At 31.2% G+C, this 19598-nt stretch carries 23 protein-coding genes and 1 pseudogene; 21 read left to right on the top strand and 3 right to left on the bottom strand.

The annotated features are described in order from the left end of the window. Positions 1-19: 19 nt before the first annotated feature. Genes B5S50_RS02955 through B5S50_RS02945 form a run of 3 tightly spaced genes read left to right on the top strand, consistent with a single transcriptional unit; the run spans position 20 to position 2551 of the window. Positions 20-805, top strand: a complete 786-nt coding sequence (locus B5S50_RS02955; protein ID WP_217303050.1) for an SDR family oxidoreductase — start codon at positions 20-22, stop codon at positions 803-805. 19 nt (positions 806-824) lie between these two features. Beyond that, positions 825-1868 carry a zinc-binding dehydrogenase gene (locus tag B5S50_RS02950; protein ID WP_217303049.1) on the top strand — a complete coding sequence of 348 codons (1044 nt, stop codon included), beginning with the start codon at positions 825-827 and terminating at the stop codon, positions 1866-1868. A gap of 38 nt (positions 1869-1906) precedes the next feature. Continuing rightward, positions 1907-2551 carry a transketolase gene (locus tag B5S50_RS02945; protein WP_254306686.1) on the top strand — a complete coding sequence of 215 codons (645 nt, stop codon included), beginning with the start codon at positions 1907-1909 and terminating at the stop codon, positions 2549-2551. A gap of 191 nt (positions 2552-2742) precedes the next feature. Here the strand turns inward: B5S50_RS02945 and B5S50_RS02940 are convergent, their stop codons facing one another. Further along, the gene (locus B5S50_RS02940) at positions 2743-3867 is read right to left on the bottom strand and encodes an IS4 family transposase (RefSeq protein WP_217302419.1); all 1125 of its coding nucleotides are present in this window, start codon (positions 3865-3867) and stop codon (positions 2743-2745) included. A gap of 175 nt (positions 3868-4042) precedes the next feature. Here B5S50_RS02940 and B5S50_RS02935 point away from each other — a divergent pair, with 175 nt between their 5' ends. The 9 genes from B5S50_RS02935 to B5S50_RS21770 all read left to right on the top strand — a co-directional run bounded on the left by B5S50_RS02935 (position 4043) and on the right by B5S50_RS21770 (position 10000). Continuing rightward, a complete protein-coding gene (locus B5S50_RS02935) occupies positions 4043-4249 on the top strand; it encodes a hypothetical protein (protein WP_254306685.1) in 207 nt (68 codons plus the stop codon). Positions 4250-4252: 3 nt separating this feature from the next. Then, positions 4253-5224 carry a transketolase family protein gene (locus B5S50_RS02930; RefSeq protein ID WP_217303048.1) on the top strand — a complete coding sequence of 324 codons (972 nt, stop codon included), beginning with the start codon at positions 4253-4255 and terminating at the stop codon, positions 5222-5224. A 340-nt stretch (positions 5225-5564) separates the two neighbouring features. Then, complete coding sequence (gene pfkA / locus B5S50_RS02925; RefSeq protein ID WP_217303047.1) at positions 5565-6515, top strand: 6-phosphofructokinase; 951 nt, start codon at positions 5565-5567, stop codon at positions 6513-6515. A 95-nt stretch (positions 6516-6610) separates the two neighbouring features. Then, positions 6611-7147, top strand: coding sequence for a CDP-alcohol phosphatidyltransferase family protein (locus B5S50_RS02920; RefSeq protein WP_217303046.1), 537 nt, complete (start codon positions 6611-6613; stop codon positions 7145-7147). Positions 7148-7305: 158 nt separating this feature from the next. Continuing rightward, positions 7306-7725, top strand: coding sequence for a S9 family peptidase (locus tag B5S50_RS02915; protein ID WP_254306684.1), 420 nt, complete (start codon positions 7306-7308; stop codon positions 7723-7725). After that, entirely contained in the window at positions 7694-7897 is a 204-nt protein-coding gene (locus tag B5S50_RS02910) for a hypothetical protein (protein WP_217303045.1), read from the top strand. The genes B5S50_RS02915 and B5S50_RS02910 overlap by 32 nt, the downstream gene beginning before the upstream one ends. Before the next feature lie 89 nt (positions 7898-7986). Then, a complete protein-coding gene (locus B5S50_RS02905; RefSeq protein WP_217303044.1) occupies positions 7987-8274 on the top strand; it encodes a putative quinol monooxygenase in 288 nt (95 codons plus the stop codon). Between the two features lie 209 nt (positions 8275-8483). Beyond that, positions 8484-9683, top strand: a complete 1200-nt coding sequence (locus tag B5S50_RS02900; protein WP_217303043.1) for a D-glucuronyl C5-epimerase family protein — start codon at positions 8484-8486, stop codon at positions 9681-9683. Between the two features lie 182 nt (positions 9684-9865). Beyond that, positions 9866-10000: a hypothetical protein gene (locus tag B5S50_RS21770; RefSeq protein ID WP_302180677.1), complete on the top strand. Its 135-nt coding sequence runs from the start codon at positions 9866-9868 to the stop codon at positions 9998-10000. On the opposite strand, the pseudogene B5S50_RS02895 reads toward B5S50_RS21770, so the two are convergent. Together B5S50_RS02895 and B5S50_RS02890 are read right to left on the bottom strand one after the other, a co-directional pair. Then, positions 9993-10330, bottom strand: a pseudogene (locus B5S50_RS02895) (recombinase family protein); the annotation flags it as partial. The gene B5S50_RS21770 and the pseudogene B5S50_RS02895 sit on opposite strands and share 8 nt — an antisense overlap. A gap of 10 nt (positions 10331-10340) precedes the next feature. Further along, entirely contained in the window at positions 10341-10589 is a 249-nt protein-coding gene (locus B5S50_RS02890; protein WP_217303042.1) for a hypothetical protein, read from the bottom strand. 362 nt (positions 10590-10951) lie between these two features. Here B5S50_RS02890 and B5S50_RS02885 point away from each other — a divergent pair, with 362 nt between their 5' ends. The 9 genes from B5S50_RS02885 to pdxA all read left to right on the top strand — a co-directional run bounded on the left by B5S50_RS02885 (position 10952) and on the right by pdxA (position 19576). Beyond that, positions 10952-11344, top strand: coding sequence for a MarR family winged helix-turn-helix transcriptional regulator (locus B5S50_RS02885; RefSeq protein ID WP_217303041.1), 393 nt, complete (start codon positions 10952-10954; stop codon positions 11342-11344). Positions 11345-11459: 115 nt separating this feature from the next. Next, positions 11460-12128 (top strand): triple tyrosine motif-containing protein, encoded by a 669-nt coding sequence (locus B5S50_RS21440; RefSeq protein ID WP_254306683.1) that lies wholly within the window; start codon positions 11460-11462, stop codon positions 12126-12128. Further along, the gene (locus B5S50_RS21435; protein ID WP_254306682.1) at positions 12097-12423 is read left to right on the top strand and encodes a peptidoglycan-binding protein; all 327 of its coding nucleotides are present in this window, start codon (positions 12097-12099) and stop codon (positions 12421-12423) included. Before B5S50_RS21440 ends, B5S50_RS21435 begins: the two co-directional genes overlap by 32 nt. A 117-nt stretch (positions 12424-12540) precedes the next feature. Next, positions 12541-13041, top strand: coding sequence for a TspO/MBR family protein (locus B5S50_RS02875; protein WP_217303040.1), 501 nt, complete (start codon positions 12541-12543; stop codon positions 13039-13041). A 179-nt stretch (positions 13042-13220) separates the two neighbouring features. Then, the gene (locus tag B5S50_RS02870; RefSeq protein WP_217303039.1) at positions 13221-15002 is read left to right on the top strand and encodes a sigma-54-dependent Fis family transcriptional regulator; all 1782 of its coding nucleotides are present in this window, start codon (positions 13221-13223) and stop codon (positions 15000-15002) included. A gap of 154 nt (positions 15003-15156) precedes the next feature. Beyond that, entirely contained in the window at positions 15157-16041 is an 885-nt protein-coding gene (gene dapA / locus B5S50_RS02865) for a 4-hydroxy-tetrahydrodipicolinate synthase (RefSeq protein WP_217303038.1), read from the top strand. Positions 16042-16107: 66 nt separating this feature from the next. After that, positions 16108-17274 (top strand): iron-containing alcohol dehydrogenase, encoded by a 1167-nt coding sequence (locus B5S50_RS02860; protein ID WP_217303037.1) that lies wholly within the window; start codon positions 16108-16110, stop codon positions 17272-17274. Between the two features lie 17 nt (positions 17275-17291). Next, the gene (locus tag B5S50_RS02855) at positions 17292-18575 is read left to right on the top strand and encodes a four-carbon acid sugar kinase family protein (RefSeq protein WP_217303036.1); all 1284 of its coding nucleotides are present in this window, start codon (positions 17292-17294) and stop codon (positions 18573-18575) included. Beyond that, entirely contained in the window at positions 18575-19576 is a 1002-nt protein-coding gene (gene pdxA, locus B5S50_RS02850; RefSeq protein ID WP_217303035.1) for a 4-hydroxythreonine-4-phosphate dehydrogenase PdxA, read from the top strand. Before B5S50_RS02855 ends, pdxA begins: the two co-directional genes overlap by 1 nt. Positions 19577-19598: the final 22 nt, after the last annotated feature.

Genomic DNA, 19598 nt, shown 5'->3' with positions numbered 1-19598 from the left:
ATATTAGGAAGGTGTTATTATGGAAAAGAAGCTTAGTGATTTTTCAATGAATGCATTTTCACTTAAAGGTAAGGTAGCTGTGGTTACAGGTGCAAATCAAGGTCTTGGTATGGCTTATGCTGTTGCTTTTGCAAAAGCAGGTGCTGATCTTTTTATACCTCACTTTACTGATGATGTATCTGAAATTAAGAGTCTCATAGAGGAAACTGGTCAGAAGGTTAAGTTCTTGCAAGGAGATTTAACGAAAAAGGACTATATTGAGCAGGTTGTCAATACCTGCTTGAAAGAATATGGTAAAATTGACATTTTAGTAAATAATGCAGGTGGAAGTACGTTTGCAGAATTTTTAGAGTATCCGGATTCAGCATGGCAGAAGATTATTGATATTGATTTAAACTCTGTGTACTATCTCAGCCACAGGGTAGTTAAAGAAATGGTTAAACAAAAATCCGGTAAGATTATAAATATTGGTTCAGCATTATCCTTTACTGCGGATAAAAAGTGTCCGCCATATACAGCAAGTAAACATGCTATTCTTGGTTTGACAAAGGTATTTGCCAATGAGGTTGGCAAATATAATATTCAAACCAATGCAATTTGCCCTGGCTTCTTGGCAACTGATGTTAACAAGGAGTTACGTGCTGATAAAAATTTTTACGATAAAATTACGAATAGAATCCCAAGTGGCCGCTGGGGTGAACTTAATGATTTAATGGGAACTGCCGTATTTTTAGCAAGTAGTGCATCAGATTATATTAATGGATGGTATATAAGTGTTGATGGTGGATTCCAGACAACATTATAAAATAAGGGGGCGTTAATTTATGAAGACTATTGCTTGTGTTAAGGTAGGAAGTTTAAAAGATCCTGATGTTAATAAGAGGGGACGTGTTCAGGTTATAGATATGCCTGAGCAGGAAATGGGAGATGAGGATGTTAAAATAAAGGTTGCTTACTGTTCAATATGTGGTTCTGATCCACATTTAATAGAAGGAATTTTTGGCCTTGAACCTCCCTTCGGAATAGGACATGAGATTTCAGGTACTATTGTGGAAATCGGTAAAAAGGCTACTAAAAAGGGATTAAAAGTAGGGGACAGGGTTGCAGGAAACTTTTTAAGATTTTGTGGTACATGTTATTATTGCCGAAATGGTCAGGAGCAGTTCTGTGAATATCAGGATAATAAGCCTGGTATGTCCGAATATGTAGTGTGGCATGAATCTCAGGTTTTTAAAGTTCCGGATGATGTCAGTTTAGAAGAAGCATGCTTGTTAGAACCTGTGTCAATTGCAGTTAGAATTGTAGACAAAACAAATATGAAGATTGGTCAAAGAGTTGCCATTTCAGGAGGTGGACCTATAGGATTATTGTCACTTCAAGCAATGAAAATGTTTGGAGCTACATCATTGACACTTATAGAACCTATCAAGGAAAGACAGGAACTTGCCAAAGAATTTGGTGCTGATTATGTTATCAATCCTTTGGAGCAGGATGTATGTGTAGAATCCAATAAAATAACTAATGGATTGGGTTTTGACCTGGTAATAGAGGCTTCGGGATCACCTAATGCTGCACCGGCAGCTAGTGAAATAGCTGCAAAAGGGGGAACTGTTCTTTATATTGCAATGTTTCCCAAAAATTATGATATGCCACTGAATTTATATGACAAATTGTATAGTAAGGAATTGACTATTTCTAGTATAAATGTAGCTCCATATGCATATCCACGTGCTGCTCAAATTATGCCTAGAATGAATTTGAAACCTTTTATACAGAAAATTTTCACTATTGATCAGGCAGAAGAAGCTTTTGCTGCTCAAATTAGTGGAAAATATCCCAAAATACTTATTAAATGTAATGATTTTTAATAACATTTGTAAATAAATGAAAAAAGGAGATGCCTATTATGTATTGTAATGTTGATATGGAACAAGTTAAACAATTAGAAGATAAGGCAGTAGAGATTCGAAAAAAGTTATGCTCATTTATCTATGAAATAGGTATGGGCCATCTTGGAGGAGAATTATCTATTGTTGATATGGCTGTTGGTCTCTATTACAAGTACATGAACTACGATCCTAAAAATCCTAAATGGGAAAAAAGAGACAGATTGATTTTAAGTAAAGGACATTGTGGAGAGACATTGTATACTATATTTTCAGATTTAGGCATGTATACAATGGAATATATGGTAAAACATTTTGAAACCTTAGATACTGCTAAATTTGGTATGCACCCTAATAGAAAGTATGTTCCTGCTATTGAAGCGTCAACAGGTTCTCTGGGGCATGGATTATCCATAGCTACCGGTTTAGCATTAGGTGCTAGAATGTCAAAGTCCTACTGGAGAACTTTCTGCATCATAGGAGATGGCGAGATTGAAGAGGGTTCAAATTGGGAAGCCTTTATGGCAGCGGGTCACTATAAGCTTGGCAATCTTGTAGCAATTGTTGATAAAAATCGCCTGCAGATGACAGGTTTCACCAGAGATGTAATGAATATTGATCCTTTAGGAGATAAAATAAAAGCTTTTGGGTGGGATGTTATCTGACTTACGGACAGTAAATTGGGCTAAATATGAAAGTAATACATAAAAATTATTTATTGTATTATAAATACAAATGAGTTTTATGTACAAATATCCTTATGATGATATTTATACTTATACATGAATTATCTTCAAGCTGAAATAGGTATACTTGTCCCATATTTTTAAGTAAGCTATTTACTTTTTTTACCATACTAAATATCGTAAAGTATAAAACTAAATTTTAACCTGTATTTTTTTCTATCAGAATCATAGCATCTATTAAACCAGGCTAATCCACTTCTAAATAGGCTGTATATTCTAACTGTCTTATTCTTTATTTTCTTAGTTACTCCTATGATTTTGCTCTTCTTATTTTTAGAGCAATCAGCACCTAATACTATCATCCATGTATATGCTATACATAAACATAGATACAGGTTTTCGAAATATACAACATTGTTTGTCCAGGTACCTTCCATATTAAATCCACTGGACTTTAGATCTCTAAACATTTCTTCTATATCAAATCTCTTTTTATATTCATTAACAGCCCTCTTGCTAGACATATTAGTTGCTAGATACCATGTATCCTCTGCTTCTTCAGCCTTACATACTGCTAAATTACATACGTATTCCTCTGCACTCAATAAGACTTTATTGAACTTTTTAACACTTTTCTTTAGAGGTTTTATATATCTAAGGTATTTTATTTTTTCATTTTTCTCTATTTTCACAAGCATATCATTAGTGCATCTTATACAATATTTCCATCCAAGCCCATCTATAAATCTGAATAAATCTATACTTTTAAAGCCTCTATCTGCAAGCAGTATAACTTCATAATTGTATGAAGCAAAAATATCATTGAGTTCTTTTATTCCCTGCTTTACATGTTTAAAACTTTTGCTGCCTCTTTCCTTATACTTGAATATTTTGTACCATAGGGGAATAACCCTTTTACCTACTTTCAATGAAAACTGCAGTATTAAGAATTTATCCTCTATAGTTGTATGGTCAAATATTATGATTATCTTATTATTGTTACTTCTCTTAATGTATTTTCCCATTACCTCAGCAATGAAGTTGTAATATATGTACTCTGATTTTATTATAGAACTTGTTAAAAATCTAAATATTCTTTTTATCTTGCTGGCTTCACTAGCTTCTGTATAATCATCTTTCAGCTTCTCTGATATTTCTGATAGTACAACTGATTTTGATAGTACTATTCCTACTACAATATATACCAAATTTTTTAGTTTGTTGGATGATATGGGTAAAATGTTATATAGTATTTTTCTTAATTCTGTTGTAATATATTCTTGATTGTTTAGCATAGCTAGTCCTCCTAATTTAGTTTTATAACTCATATTCTAGGACTTGGCTATGTTTTTTTCTACCACTTTTTATTGGTAATTTCAACTCATGTATGCGTTTTTATCCTTTATTTATAAACTTATCCTTTTTACTGTCCGTAGGTCAGGGGATGTTATAGAGATTCAAGGTAATGACATGTATGAAGTTTGTAGTGCTTTACAGTCTCTTCCACCAGCAGATCCAGAAACTAGAAGAAAGCCAATATGTATTATTTCAAATACCACTAAGGGCTGTGGCGTTTCATTTATGGAAAATAATGCAGTATGGCATGGTGGTGGAATTGCCAAAGAGCAGTTGGACGAGGCACTAAAATCAATAGAAAATAATAGGAAGGTGAGATAAATTATGGCAGTTGAAACAACTTTCGATTTTGATCAGATGTTATCATCCGCAAGAGAAGCTTATGGGGTCGAATTGATGAAAATGGCAGATGAAGGATTAGGATTTGCATTTACTTATTCTGATAATGTTGCACCTTCCACATCTACAGGAAAGTTTATAAAAAAATATCCTGAACGTTGTTTTAATATTGGTATTGCAGAAGCCAATCAGGTTGGTATATCTGCGGGATTAGCTCTTTCTGGTAAAATTGTGTTTTCACAAGTATTCGGACCATTTCTTCCTTTGAGGGCAGCAGACCAGATACACACAGATATTGCTTATAATGATGTGCCTGTAAGATTGATTGGAACTCATTCTGGAGTTACATCTGGTGGAGGTCCTACCCACAATGTTATTGCTGATTTGTCATTTTATAGAGCAATACCAAACTTAACAATTTGTGTTCCAGCAGATGCAGGTCAGTGTAGGAAAGTGGTAAGAGAGTCAATGACTTATAAAGGACCTATGATTATCCGTATTGCAAGAGGTGCTGAGCCAGATGTATATAAAGATAACGATTATGAATTTAAAATTGGTAAAGCTATTACTGTAAAGGAAGGTAATGATTTGACTTTAATTGGGACAGGTAACAGCGTGTATTGGTCTCTTATGGCAGCAAAGGAGCTTGCAGAAACAGGTGTAAATGCTAGAGTTATAGATATGCATACTATTAAACCCTTTGATGTTGATATAGTTTTAAAATCTGCAAAGGAAACAGGTTTTATTGTAACCGTTGAAGATCAGAGCATTAATGGTGGTCTTGGTGGTGCAGTAGCTGAGGTTATAGCAGAAGCGGGTATAAATTGCAAGTTTAAGAGAATTGGGTTACCTGATGAGTTCAGTGTTATTGGCCCTGATACTGAGATTTACAAATATTATGGCCTGGATTCACATAGTATTGCTGAAACAGTGAAAAAAAATGCTTTAATTTTCTAAGGTAATTTATCAGATCGCTACCATTGCTAATACCACCACTTTGTATGAAACTCCTTCTCCTATTGTCGAAGGAGTAAGTGATTCGCACAAAATCATAGATTTTGGCTCTCTACTTAACTGGTGGATAAGCACTGCTATGCGCCTGGATAAGTTCTTCTAAGACTCAGATGTAGAGAGGTATTCCTCACAGGCAAACTCCACCTGAGTCTAAGAATCACTTGATAATGATTGCAGATGATTGGTGCCTGTATATTAACAAGTATCAATCTTCTGTTAGCGTATATTTGGTATTTGAATTATATACAAGGCTATTAAAAGTTATATTAAGCAGGTGAAATATATGAAAATAGGAATTTTAACAAGTGGAGGAGATGCTCCAGGAATGAATGCTGCTATAAGAGCAGTAGTAAAATCTGCAAATTATAATAATATAGAAGTTTTTGGCATAAAATATGGATATAAGGGCTTAATAGAAGAAGATATAATGAAATTAGATAATTTAGATATAGATGGTATTGCAGAAAAAGGAGGAACTATACTAAAAACGGCTAGATGCCTAGAATTTATGAATGAGGATGGAAGAAAAAAAGCTTTAGAAGCATTAAAAAAATTTGAAATAGATAGTGTAGTTGTAGTTGGAGGAGATGGCTCTTTTCAAGGGGCAGAAGAACTTAGCAAACTAGGAATAAAAGTTATAGCATTACCAGGAACTATAGATAATGATTTGGCTTATACAGACTACTGCATAGGGTTTGATACAACCTTAAATACAGTTTTAGAATGTATAGGTAAAATAAGAGATACAGATTCCTCCCATGAAAAAACTACTATTGTAGAGGTAATGGGAAGGTATTGTGGTGATTTAGCTTTATATTCAGCTTTAGCTGGGGGAGGAGAAATAATATCTACTCCTGAAAGAAAATTGGATTTTAATACTATATGTAATAAATTGAGCAAAAACATAAGCAAAGGGAAAAATGATAACGTAATAATAATAACTGAAAGAATGTATGATATAGAAGAACTTCAAAAGTATATAGAAGAAAGGCTAAAAATTAGTATAAGGAACACGGTTTTAGGATTTATACAAAGAGGAGGAAATCCATCTGCTTTTGACAGAGTATTAGCGAGTAAAATGGGTGTTAAAGCTGTAGAATTATTGATGAAAGGTTTTGCAGGAAGGGCTGTTGGAATTAAGGATAACAAAATAATAGATGTAGATTTCAGCAAGGTAAATAGCAAAAATACTGATAAACAAAAGGAATATGATTTATTAAAGTTGCTCCTATAGATCTCTACTACAGTTAATACACCTCTTAAAAGTAATGTTGCTTATTTCCATTTTATTATAATATAATTAATAAATATTAAAGGTAGGATAATTTCATGATAATTAATTCAGCAGCAAATTGCATATCGCTTTTAAGAATATTTCTTGCAATTATGATGTTATTTATAAAGCCTTTGAGTGCACCATTTTTTATAATTTTTCTTGCTTGTCAAATTACTGATGTTCTTGATGGATATATAGCAAGAAGAACGCATACTGTGAGTAAACTAGGTGATAACCTTGATTCTATTGGAGATTTTATAATGATATTGGTATTAATAATTGTACTGTATCCAGTTATTAAACTGACAATTAAAATTATCATCTGGGTTGTCGTTATAGCAATAATTAAAATAATATCAATGATAGTGATATTTATAAAGTATAAAACTTTTGAGATGCCTCATACTTATGGAAACAAATTTACAGGATTTATACTAGTTGCATTTATAATATCACTTGCTTTTGTGCAATCAAATATGATTATGTATATAGTTTGTACTATAGCGAGCATTTCTGCTATTGAGGAATTATTGATTAATTTATATTCAAACAAACTGGAGATAAACAGAAAGAGCATTTTTACAAAATAGAGAAAAAAGAAGATGAAAATGGAACGTCAGAGGTAGGAGAAGTTATTTCAACTGCAAACAAAATAGTAGAAGGAGATTTTGAAAGCTGGTGCACAGAATGGACTAAACTTGCAAAGAGAATTCATGAATTTGCAGACAAATGTTATTTGGAAAGCCATTTGGTTAGTGCAAAAAGGGCTTATCTCAGAGCTTCTAATTATTATAGTACAGCTGAATTTTATGGAATAGCAATGTCAGCCTTAGAGAGGGGTATGAACTTTTTTACCTTTGAAGGTCCTGGACAGGGAGAGGCTGTAAGAAAGCAGCATCTGTTCTTTAGATATGATTATGAAAAAGTTGTAACACCTGTAATAGATTATCTAATTTCAAGAAAAGAAATAGATCCAAATCGTATTGTGCTTATGGGAAAAAGCTTTGGAGAATATCTTGTTCCAAGAGCGGCAGCCTGTGAAAAGCGTATAGCAGCCTGTATTGCAAATGGAGGAGTATATGATTTTATGGGGTTCAGGAGACCTTCTAATTTTTCAAGAGAGGATTTATTTAAATATGTATGTAACTGGTGCAAAAACTCCTTCTGAATTCATGTTAATTAATAGTATTGTGTTTGTACTTGAATATGTACCGTATATGAATAAGATTCAAAATTTATTTGTAGTTATTTCCCTTACAATTTTAGGAGTTGTATTTATAATTTATGGATTAAAAAAAGTAAGTAAATGTAAGCATTTAGATAAGGTACCTAGAATTTGATGAATATTAAAAAATGTATAATAAAGGGTTAGTTTAATAGTGTAATATATGCTATAATGTTCATAATTTAAGGAAAGGTGTGACATAATATGCTTAAAGTTATAGCAAAAGCCTGTGTTAAAGCAACTGAAACAGAAAAATTTAAGAAACTTTCTTCTGAATTGATTAGAGAAAGTCTAAAAGAAGAAGCTAACATATCTTATAATTTATATGAAGATATTGGTAATAAACAAATTCTAACTTTTATAGAAGAATGGAAGGATAAAGAGGGATTGACTAAGCACATGAAGTCACCTCATTTTATAAGAATAATGGCAGAACTTGGAAAAATTCAAGAAAAGGATATGGATATAAACATATATACTAATTGTTTCTAATCCAAATTATTTATTGACACAAAGTATAGGATTACAACATAGAACTTATTAGCATGGAGTTTCTATATAAAAACCTCACTTTTATAAATTCTTAATTATATGAATTTATACGAAGTGAGGTTTATTCTATATGTAAATTTTTAATAAAAACTACACATTTGAAAAATAATACTAATAGTTAGAATTTTGATTGAAAAAGGAGAAGACTGATGAAATTTGTAAAAGAGACGTTACTAATTTTTAGTATTATAATTATTTTTAGCAGCAATATAGGATATGCCTCAGTATGTTTAAATAATAAAAATAAAAAGGTTACGTTTAATGAAATGCTCTGTACAAGCAAGAAGTATCACGCTTTAGGAAAATTTGATTCTGCCATTAAAGGGTATAATTCAATACTAAAGAGTGAGGCACCAAGGTATATTAAAAATGAAGTACTTGTCTATAAGAAACTAGCTGAGGTAAAAAAGCCAATTTCAATAAAATATAGATATTGTCCAAATTTTATTCAACTAGTGTCTAAATCAAAAGAGGAGTATAAATTAAAGGGATATTCAGTTGAATTAAGTCATTATTATAGTCCCTATAAGTGCTATTTTGATTGTGAAAAGAGTAATTATGAAAATTGTGATGATTTTAGGTTTGATGCAAATAATATACCTATGCATAAATATGATGGTAAGTTTTATTATAATCCTGTATCAGTAGAATTATATGCATTGTCTATGTATGGCAAATATATAAATGGAAATGATACAAAAAAAAGTTTTTTAAATTGTGCTGATTTTTTAATTAATTACATGGATAAAAGGGGTGCTCTAAAATATGATTTTGTATACAATCACTATGAGGACTTGAAACCCGGATGGACATCGAGTATGGCTCAAGGTCAGGGATTAAGTGTATTTGGAAGGGCGTTTAAAATAACAGGAGACGAAAAATATATAGAAGCTGGAAATAAAGCTTTAAAGTATCTCATTACACCTGTTTCAGAAGGAGGTGTAATGGATACACTGGAGGCCCTGGACACAAATTTAGGAAACAAGATATTTTTTCAGGAATATGTAAATACTACTAGTTCCTATACATTAAATGGATATATTTTCACTTTAATGGGATTATATGACTGGTGGCACGTTAAAGAAGATCAAAACAAGTACTATTCTAATATTGCTTATGAGTATTTCAATAAGGGAATTGACAGCCTTAAATGTATTTTACCTTACTACGATATTGGAGGTTTTACGAGCTATGATTTGTACTATATAACAAATGATTCCAAACCCAATAGCGCAGGATACTATCATTCTGTACATGTAAAGCAGCTTGACACAATATATTATATTACCAAAGACAAGTACTTTAAGGATATGAGAGATTTATGGAATAGTTATGTTACACTGATATAAAATAATATTTTTACTGATTCGTCAGTTTTGCCTATGATATCTGTAATTTTACTTTTAGGTTCGATTCCTTTGACAGAAATCCATTAAAAAAAATTATTTGATAAAAATGGAATGAAACAAACATAAAAGTTCTTTGAATACGATAGCTTATTATTATAGATAATAAGCTAGAGGTGATAATAATGGTCAATAAGCGTAAAGTTAAAGATAAGCAATATGAAAATATGGGAATAAGAAAAAATTCACAAGGAGACTTTGAATATATAAATCCTGAAGATAAAACTAAATCAAAATATAATTCTGTTAAAAAGAGTTAAATCTCATAGGAGGAGGCCCATTTAACCAACGGTCTGTTTTTGCCAGTTCAATCATGTTGTCATGTACACGTTCAGCAATGGTTTCACGATCTAATTGTGCGAATACAGACCAATATGGGTAAAACTTGTATCAAACTGTTCCTTTATGCTTACAAAAGATATATCACATTGCTGTAGTAGTTTAAGAATAGTAGAAAAGTCAGTAACATTTCTGCTTACACGGTCAGGTCTGTAACATACTAGAGCATCAAATTTATCATTTTTTGCATTTTTTATCATTTGCTGAAACTGTGGCTTGTATATATTTCCACCGCTAAAGCCTTCATCCTCAATATATAGATTATAATTGTTCTACATATTTTTTGGCATCCATTAAATTAAGGTGTAAATCATGTTCAGCTTCTTTAATTGCCCTAATTTTTTTGCCCTGAGATAGAAGTAGCCTTAATTTATCATCAATATCAGAATCGTCATCTGATATTATAATCATATTTTCTGATCTAGATTTTTTTCTTACATTATGAATAACATGGACTAAAGCTCCAGCTGAAAGTAATCCAATTGCGAATAATTTTGTTTTATTTTTCATTATGAACCTCCCCTAAATATGTAATATTTTTTATAGTATATCATATATAAGTTAGAAATTTGTAGATAAAAATAAATTTCTAACTTATATTGTTAAAAAAATGATTTTGAAGGAGAGCTAAATTTACGATAAACTAAAAGCAGTTAGAATATTATATACTCTGACTGCTTTCATAGCTCTCAGTTTCATATTTAGTCTTTTTATATTTAAAATGTTCAAAAATAAAACTATATATTTTTGTAATGTTTCCTACAAGTACAGCACAAATTATTGTCCCTTCTCGTACTCCTTTTATTTTTCCAAAAGTAAAAAGTGAAATCACTATTGCAATTATACATAGGGTGGAGTCAAACATAATTTTTATGTTTCCAATGTTTTATACAGAGCATCTTGAAAAGTTAGAAATTACTAGTGGACAATTTATGTATATAGTCTGTATTTGTGAAAATGCTGGACAGACACAGGATGAATTATCTCAACGATTGATTATAGATAAGAGCACTGTAGCAAAGGTTTTATCACAACTTGAAACAAAAGGATTTATTACTAAAAGAATAAATTCAAATGATAGACGTGCATTCAATATTTTCCCTACAGATAAAGCTATGGCTGTCTACCCAAAAATATTGGAAATAAAGGATGAGTGGCATCATAGACTGACTGAAAATTTGAGTGATATAGAATGTGACGTTTTTCAAAAGTTAATGGAAAAGGTTATGGAGAATAGTATTAAAAATTGCAAAAAATTAGTTTAAAGTAACAATTTAAAACAAATATTTGACTGGACAAACTGTTAATATAAACACAACGATTACATCAGGCTCTGGGAGTTACCTTTATAAGTATGTAATTTCTTTAAACGGAACAACTTTGACAACTGTAGATTATAGTAAAAATGCAAATTTACTTTACAAAGTAAATAGTGAAGGAGATTATAATATAACAGTGTATATGAAAGATTCACTTTCAACGAAGGATTATGATGGCATGAAAACTATGGCTGTTAAAGTGTATGATCAACCTACTATGACTTATACTAGTGCACAAAATTTTATCTTTATTGGAGGCACTGTGAATTATACTATAAGTGAAGTAAATGGTTCTGGCAGTGTAAAATATAGGTTCGTGGTTATGAATGGAAGTAATACAGCAGCTGATAGTGGTTATTTAAGTTCAAATACTTTTAGTTTTAAACCTGCAGCTGCAGGAAGTTATCAAGTAATAGGATACCTTAAGGATTCAGTGTCCGAAAAGACCTTTGATGTTCAAGGTACCTTGAATTTAAATGTATATAATCCTCAAATCAAAAATGTAAATGTAAGTGGATACTTTTATGTAGGAACTGCATTAAGTTTTTATGCTAACAGCACAGGTGTAAGTCCTTCTGGGATGAGCTACAGGTATGAGGTGTATAATAACGGGAAGATAGCGGCATTCAGTAATTTCAGCACTTCCAGCACATTTTCATTTACACCTGCTGTAAGTGGAACTTATACAGTTAAAGTTTATGGTAAGGATATTAAGTACAAAGAGTTATGATAGTATAAAGCAGTTTAATATTACAGTGAATAGTAAGCCTTTGTATATTTCTACATTGCCTTTAAATTTAGGGATGACAAATAGTGATGTGGTAGCATTGCAGAATGCTTTAATAAAATTGGAATATAATGTTTCTAGTGCTACAGGATATTTTGGAAGCCAAACTAAAAGTGCAATAATAGCTTTTCAAACAAGTGCAGGAATGCCAGCAAGCGGAACGATGGGAACTTGGACTTATAGTGCATTAAATTATGCTCTTATAACAAAATCAGAAATAAAAAACTTAAGCTTTTAATGAAAACAGGAACTTTGATATTTCTTCAAGGTTCCTGTTTTTAAGGATGAATTTTTGCTTTAAACATATGTATAAAAGTCTTTTCATTAAAATATAATAGCAGTAGGAGGTGAATTTATGCTTTGTAACATATTTAAGGTAAATGGAGAAAAGCATATTGGAAAACTTATTATAAGTATTATAATTGCAGAAGGAGTCGGAGCTATTAGTGCTTTTCTAGGAATGTCTAATCAAGAAATGTATAGTCAGCTTGTTAAACCTGTGTTTTCACCGCCTGGTTGGGTATTTCCTATAGTGTGGATTATTTTATTTTTTCTTATGGGTACAGCTGCATATAGAGTATGGATTAGAGGAAAGCAGGGAGAAAAGGTTAAGAGGGCGCTGGTGCTATATGTTGTTCAATTGGTGTTAAATTTTATGTGGACAATTATATTTTTTAGATTTCAGTTATATGGTTTAGCTTTTCTAGAATTGATGATTTTGTTAGTATTTATTTTAATGACGACTTTTGAGTTCAGTAGAATTGATAAAACAGCAGCTTATTTAATGATACCATACATACTTTGGGTGTCATTTGCAGGTATATTAAATTATGCAATATGGATGTTAAATGAATGACATATATAATTAGGTATTATTGTGAAAATGTTTGAGATTTTGTATATTCACTCTTGAATGTTAAAATTAATTATTTTGCGTTCAGAAGTGAATTTTTGTTTTTAAAGATATGTATAAAAGGCTTAAACTTTGCTATAATATAACATGTGTTTAAATTTGAGACAATAGGAGGATGTAAAATGAAAGTTGTTGCAATTGCTCCTTACAATGGGCTAAAAGAACTCATCTTGCAGTTGAGTAAAGATGAAGAAGATATAGATATGCAGGTTGAAGTTGGAGATTTGACTCAAGGAGTAAATATGGCAAAGATGGCAGAAAAGATGGGTGCTGACATTATAATAAGTAGGGGTGGAACAGCACAGCTTATTCAAAAACAAGTTTCAATTCCGGTTGTTGATATAGAAGTTTCAGGTTATGATATGCTTAGAGTTGTAACACTTGTAAGTGGTTTTAAAGGAAAAGTTGCAATTGTTGGTTTTCCAACTATAGCAGAAGGAGCAGCAACTGTTTGCTCACTTTTGGATATTGACATCCCAACATATATAATTCAAAGTGAAGATCAAGTAATTCCTAAGTTAAAAGAACTTCAAAAAGAAAATTATCAGGTTATTATAGGAGATGTTATAACTACACAAAAAGCAGAAAAACTTGGCTTTGGAACAGTGTTATTTACTTCAGGTAAGGAAAGTGTTTTAAAGTCATTTAATGATGCGAGAAAAATATATAACATTTTGATGAAAGTTAAGAGTGAACAGATTATACCTAAGACAATTGTTGAAAGTATTGATAAAGGAGTAATAGTATTTGATAGAAATTTTAAACTAGTTTACTTAAATTCATATGCTAGAAACAACTTTGAGTGTGAGAAGCTAATAAAACGAGAATGGATTTTAGATGTATTTGAGAAAGATGAATTTAATTCAGTAATTGATTTGAATAATTTAACTTTTAAAATAATTGGTTGTAAGATGAAACAGGCAGAAAATGAATATAGTGTGTTTTACATATCCAAAGTATTTAATTCCTGTGAACATAAGTTTAAAGGTGTTTCAGTTAAAAACAAGGATACGTATACAGGGTTAAATGGAACATTAAATTTATCTTTAGAAAGTGGATATATGAAAAGAGAAAACATATCAGACAAGGTTAATTCGTACAAGGATGAAGATTCACCAATTTGGATTGTTGGAGAAATTGGTACTGAAAAAGATGAGCTAGCGGAATATATCCATTTTGGAAGTAGTATGAAGTTTTCATCATTTATAGTATTTGATTGTAATATAATATCTGATTTTGATTGGCAGAAGTTATTCAATATAGAAGAACTAGAAGACAACATATTTTCAGTTATGGAGTGTTCATCAATATACCTGAAAGATATAAATAGTTTGTCAGAGGTAGGACAAAAATTTCTTTTAAAGTTTATTAAATTCAATGAGAAAAATAAGCTTAAGTTTATTATATCATCAACTGATGATATGGAGAGCAGGATTAAAAAAGGAAAATTTAATTCAAATTTATATTATTTGCTTTCACATTTTACTCTAAAAATTCCTCCACTTAGAGATAGAATTGAAGAACTAGATAGTCTTACAAGGCTTTTTATAAGTGAATTTAACACTTTTTATGGAAAGCAAATTGCAGGTATACGTGATGAAGCTGTTTTAAAGTTAAAAACATACAAGTGGCCTGGCAATGTAAGTCAACTTAAAAATATAATTGAACAATTAGTTGTATCGTGCAAGGGTGATTATATAGAATTAATTGATGTTGAACAAGTGTTGCAAAATAAATCAAGTGAAACAAGTATATATACAGATAGCATAAAATTAAATGGTACATTAGATGAACTTGAAAAGAAAATTATACAGACAGTACTTGAACAGGAAGAGATGAATCAATCTAAAGCAGCTAAGCGGCTTGGAATTAGTAGATCTACATTATGGCGCAAATTAAAATAGCGCCTTTTATTTTTTTGTCAAAAAATCAAATATACTATTGCATTATAGAACAACATGTTTTATAATATAAATGTAATCGTTACATAAGTGATCTAAAATGAAACGCAAATAAATCAATGATATTATGATTTTTATTATAGAGGAGGAAAATAAAATGGAGTTAAAAGGTATTATTACTGCTATGGTAACGCCCATGACAAAAGAACAGAAAATTGATGAAAATGTCACTAAACAATTGGTAAATCATCTAATAGATGCAGGCGTTAATGGAATATTTATATTAGGTACAAATGGTGAATTTCATCTATTAAGCAATGAAGAAAAGATAGAACTTGCTAAAATAGTTATAAAGGAAGTAAGTGGAAGAGCACCTGTATTTGTTGGAACAGGTGGAAATAGAACTGAGGAAGTCATAGAATTATCAAAGAAAATGGAAAAGATAGGAGCAGATGCACTATCAATTATAACTCCATATTTTATTCCAGTAACACAAGACGAAGTTATAAATCACTATAAAAAAATAGCAGCATCAACATCTCTTCCAATATTACTCTACAACATACCTAGTAAAACTGGTATGACCTTAGAACCTGAAACAGTAGCAGAACTTTCAAAAGTAGACAACATAATTGGAATTAAAGACAGCAGTGGAAAATTTGAAAACATACAAAATTATATAGAAATTACTAAGAATAGCAAAAACTTTGGAGTGCTTGCCGGAACAGATTCTCTAATACTTAAGACTCTTATGGCAGGAGGAAAAGGAGCAATAGCAGCTACTTCAAACATGATACCAGATATAGTTGTATCTATTTATAAAAACTGGAAGAATGGAAATATTGAAGCTGCAGAAAAAGCACAGGAAGAATTACAGCCTCTTAGAGATACGTTTAAATATGGAACACTTCCATCAATTTTAAAGAAGGCTGTTGAATTATACAGTATTCCAGTTGGACCTCCAAGATTGCCTGCAGCAGAGCCAACAGGACAAGCCCTTGAAAAAGTGAAGGAAATGGTTAAATTTTACAAGAATAAGTAGATATTAAAATTTAAATGGATAGTTTAGAAATAAGTAAATTATAAATATGAAGAGAGGTAATTGTATATGAAAAAACTTTATGGTTTTCAAACTGCAGATAACATTATTGCAGGACAAAATTCCCTTAAAACTTTAAAGGATAATATGAAATTAATTGGTAGTGAAGTTAAAAAGGCTTTAATTGTTACACAAAAACCAATACAGGATTTAGGATTTGTAGATACTATTATAGATGAATTAACTAGTGTAAAAGTTAAAGCTGATGTAAATACAGATACTATTCCAGAACCAACAGTTAAGAGTATAGAAGATATATTTAAAACTATAAAAAGTGAAAATTATGATGTATTAATTGGAATTGGTGGAGGAAGTGTACTTGATACAACTAAAATTTTATCAGTACTTTTAACAAATAATTGTACTATAAAAGATATTTTAGGCACTGATTTAGTTAAAAAAGCAGGGGTTCCAACAATACTTGTCCCAACAACAGCAGGTACAGGATCAGAAGTAACACCAAATGCAATAGTTACTCTACCTGAAGAAGGATTAAAAATAGGAATAGTAAGCAGATATTTTCTTCCTAAGATAGTAATTGTTGATCCTAATTTAACACTTGGACTTCCTAAGCCAATTACTGCATCAACTGGTATGGATGCATTTATTCACTCACTTGAATCTTTTATTTCAAATAAAGCCAATCCAATAAGTGATATGTTTGCATTAAGATCTATAAAATTGATTTCTTCAAGTATCGTAGAAGCATATCAAAATGGGAGTTCAATTGAAGCTAGGGAAAACATGATTTTAGGATCTCTATATGGAGGTATGGCACTTACAGCAGCAGGAACTGCAGCTGTTCATGCACTTGCATATCCTCTAGGAGGAAGTTTCAAAATATCCCACGGAGTTGCAAATTCAATGTTACTTCCACATGTTATGAAATTCAATATGGATTGTATCACTGACCGTCTGTATGAAGTAGCAGGTTATATGGGAATTGATGTTAAAGGAGACACAGAAGAACAAGCGTCTAAAAAGGTTATAGAACGTCTTGTTAAGTGGACAGATACTTTACACATTCCACAGAATTTAAGGGAATTTGGAGTAAAAGAAGAAAATATACATGAATTAGCGGTAGCTGCTTCAAAGGTTACACGTCTTTTAGGCAATAATCCTAAAAAACTTAGTATAGAAGATATAGAAGCAATTTACCGTAAATTACTAAAGTAGATAAATGGAGAAAGCTTATGAAAATAGCAGTTATTTCTGATGACTTAACAGGAGCAAATGATTGTGGAGGACAATTGATTGATTATGGCTTGGATGTTTCTGTAATCTTGAAATGGGATAGATGTTCTTTAGATAAAAAGGATGTAGTTATATACAATACTAACAGCAGAGATTTAGCATCAAATGAAGCTTATGATAGAGTTAGGGATGTGTCAAAACATTTAAAAGAAAAGTCTTTTGATTTAGTGTATAAAAAAATTGACTCTACAATGAGAGGAAATATTGGTGATGAGATCAATGCTATGTATGATGTGTTTCAAACTGACTTTGTTATTATTGCACCTGCCTACCCACAAAATGGGAGGCAGGTCATAGATGGAACATACTACTTGAATAATAAAAAATTAAGTGAAACAGAAGTAGCTAAAGATCCTAAGACACCTGTGAAAACTTCATTTATAAAAAATATAATTGAAGATCAATCACATAAAAAAGTTGGACATATTTTATATAGTGATTTAGGCAGGGGTTATGAATATATTTTAAAGTGTTTGAAATCATTTAAAAAGCAAGGTATTTATTACATTACTGTAGATACCGTTTGTGAATCGGATTTTACAAAACTAGTTAATTTTATAAAAAAGACTGAATTTTCAGTTATATGGTGCGGTTCAGCTGGATTAATGGAATACCTGCCCCAAGCTTATGAAATAAAAAAGATAAAAGAAAACGTAAGATTATCGCAAAATAAGGATACAGTCTTACTGGTTGTAGGCAGTGTTAGCAAATCAAGTAGAAAACAGCTGGATAAATTACTATCAGATACTAATACAGTTGGAATTGAAATGAAATCCACAAAAGTTATTTTGGATGGTGATGAAAGAAAAAAAGAATTAAATCATATTTTCTTAGAAGCCCAAAATGCTATAAAGTGTAATAAAAATTTGGCACTATTTTCTTCAAGTGAAGTAGAGAAAACCCAAGATATTGGTATGAAACATGGCTATACTGCAATTGAAATAAGTAATACTATTTCAAGGTTATTGGGTGAAGTTTCTGTAAATATAATAAATAATTTTAAAGTGAAAAATCTTTTCTTAACTGGAGGAGATATTGCATATCAGGTATTTAACAAACTTGATGCAAATGAGTTCCATTTGCTTTCAAAAATAGAACCTGGAATACCACTTGGAGAATTAAATGATGGTAGAAAAATTTTAGCTGTAACAAAAGCAGGAAGTTTTGGCTCAGAACTTATTATGAGTAAAGCTATTTCAGCACTTCAAGGAGGTAATGAATAATGAAACCTATAATTGGTATTACAATGGGAGATGCAGCAGGAGTTGGTCCTGAAATCATTGTAAAGGCATTAAAGCATAGTGATATATACGATATTTGTTCACCTGTAGTTATAGGAGATCCAAAGTTTTTAAAAAAAGCAATAGAAGTTACTAAATCAGATATTGGTTTAAACTTGATAGATGATATAAAAGATGCAAAGTTTTTATATGGTCAAATTGATTGTTTTAATATTGATATAATTCCAGAAAACTTACCTATTGGGAAGGTATCTCCAGTATCTGGAGATGCGGCATTTCAATTTGTGAAGAAAGCTATTGAACTTGCAAAAGAAAAGAAAATACAAGCTATTTGTACAGCTCCTTTAAATAAGGAAGCTATGCAAAAGGGAGGACATAAGTTTGCTGGCCATACAGAAATTTTGGCCAAGTTAACTGATACAAAAGATTATTCAATGATGTTATCTTCACCAAAACTTAAGGTAATTCACCTTACAACACATGTGGGACTTGTAAAAGCAGTTGAAATGATAAATCCAGATAGGACTTATAAGGTTATTAAATTGGCCAATGATGTACTTTCTAGAGCAGGCTATAAGAAACCTAAAATTGCAGTTTCGGGTATAAATCCACATGCTGGTGAAAATGGGCTTTTTGGAAATGGAGAGGAAGAAGAAAAGTTGATTCCAGGAATAAAAAGAGCTCAAGAAGAAGGGATAGAAGTAAGTGGACCTTATCCACCTGATACAGTATTTTTCCGTGCTGTAAATGGTGACTTTGATATTGTAGTTGCATGCTATCATGATCAAGGACATATTCCTATAAAAGTTCTTGGAATGTCTGATGGAATAAATGTAACAGTTGGGTTAAATGGAGGAGTTATACGTACATCTGTTGATCACGGAACTGCTTTTGATATAGCTGGAAAAAATATTGCTGATGAAAAGAGCATGTTAGCTGCAATTAAATCAGCAGTTGAATTAGTACCTAAAACTAAGTATTAAAAAGTAAATTATCAAGTCAGTA

Source organism: Clostridium sp. 001 (assembly GCF_019056555.1).
Classification (GTDB): Bacteria; Bacillota; Clostridia; order Clostridiales; family Clostridiaceae; genus Clostridium_B; species Clostridium_B ragsdalei.
This window is presented reverse-complemented; position numbering and strand designations above follow the sequence as displayed.

Excerpts from the sequence above, each read along its gene's own strand:
- B5S50_RS02905 (WP_217303044.1), top strand. The coding sequence starts at position 7,987 with ATGCTTAAAGTTATAGCAAAAGCCTGTGTTAAAGCAACTGAAACAGAA.
- B5S50_RS02860 (WP_217303037.1), top strand. The coding sequence starts at position 16,108 with ATGAAAAAACTTTATGGTTTTCAAACTGCAGATAACATTATTGCAGGA.
- pfkA (WP_217303047.1), top strand. The coding sequence starts at position 5,565 with ATGAAAATAGGAATTTTAACAAGTGGAGGAGATGCTCCAGGAATGAAT.
- B5S50_RS02900 (WP_217303043.1), top strand. The coding sequence starts at position 8,484 with ATGAAATTTGTAAAAGAGACGTTACTAATTTTTAGTATTATAATTATT.
- dapA (WP_217303038.1), top strand. The coding sequence starts at position 15,157 with ATGGAGTTAAAAGGTATTATTACTGCTATGGTAACGCCCATGACAAAA.
- B5S50_RS02885 (WP_217303041.1), top strand. The coding sequence starts at position 10,952 with ATGTTTCCAATGTTTTATACAGAGCATCTTGAAAAGTTAGAAATTACT.
- B5S50_RS02955 (WP_217303050.1), top strand. The coding sequence starts at position 20 with ATGGAAAAGAAGCTTAGTGATTTTTCAATGAATGCATTTTCACTTAAA.
- B5S50_RS02950 (WP_217303049.1), top strand. The coding sequence starts at position 825 with ATGAAGACTATTGCTTGTGTTAAGGTAGGAAGTTTAAAAGATCCTGAT.
- B5S50_RS02920 (WP_217303046.1), top strand. The coding sequence starts at position 6,611 with ATGATAATTAATTCAGCAGCAAATTGCATATCGCTTTTAAGAATATTT.
- B5S50_RS02855 (WP_217303036.1), top strand. The coding sequence starts at position 17,292 with ATGAAAATAGCAGTTATTTCTGATGACTTAACAGGAGCAAATGATTGT.
- pdxA (WP_217303035.1), top strand. The coding sequence starts at position 18,575 with ATGAAACCTATAATTGGTATTACAATGGGAGATGCAGCAGGAGTTGGT.
- B5S50_RS02890 (WP_217303042.1), bottom strand. The coding sequence starts at position 10,589 with ATGAAAAATAAAACAAAATTATTCGCAATTGGATTACTTTCAGCTGGA.
- B5S50_RS02945 (WP_254306686.1), top strand. The coding sequence starts at position 1,907 with ATGTATTGTAATGTTGATATGGAACAAGTTAAACAATTAGAAGATAAG.
- B5S50_RS21770 (WP_302180677.1), top strand. The coding sequence starts at position 9,866 with ATGGTCAATAAGCGTAAAGTTAAAGATAAGCAATATGAAAATATGGGA.
- B5S50_RS02910 (WP_217303045.1), top strand. The coding sequence starts at position 7,694 with ATGTATGTAACTGGTGCAAAAACTCCTTCTGAATTCATGTTAATTAAT.
- B5S50_RS21435 (WP_254306682.1), top strand. The coding sequence starts at position 12,097 with ATGGTAAGGATATTAAGTACAAAGAGTTATGATAGTATAAAGCAGTTT.
- B5S50_RS02930 (WP_217303048.1), top strand. The coding sequence starts at position 4,253 with ATGGCAGTTGAAACAACTTTCGATTTTGATCAGATGTTATCATCCGCA.
- B5S50_RS02875 (WP_217303040.1), top strand. The coding sequence starts at position 12,541 with ATGCTTTGTAACATATTTAAGGTAAATGGAGAAAAGCATATTGGAAAA.
- B5S50_RS02870 (WP_217303039.1), top strand. The coding sequence starts at position 13,221 with ATGAAAGTTGTTGCAATTGCTCCTTACAATGGGCTAAAAGAACTCATC.
- B5S50_RS02940 (WP_217302419.1), bottom strand. The coding sequence starts at position 3,867 with ATGCTAAACAATCAAGAATATATTACAACAGAATTAAGAAAAATACTA.
- B5S50_RS02935 (WP_254306685.1), top strand. The coding sequence starts at position 4,043 with ATGTATGAAGTTTGTAGTGCTTTACAGTCTCTTCCACCAGCAGATCCA.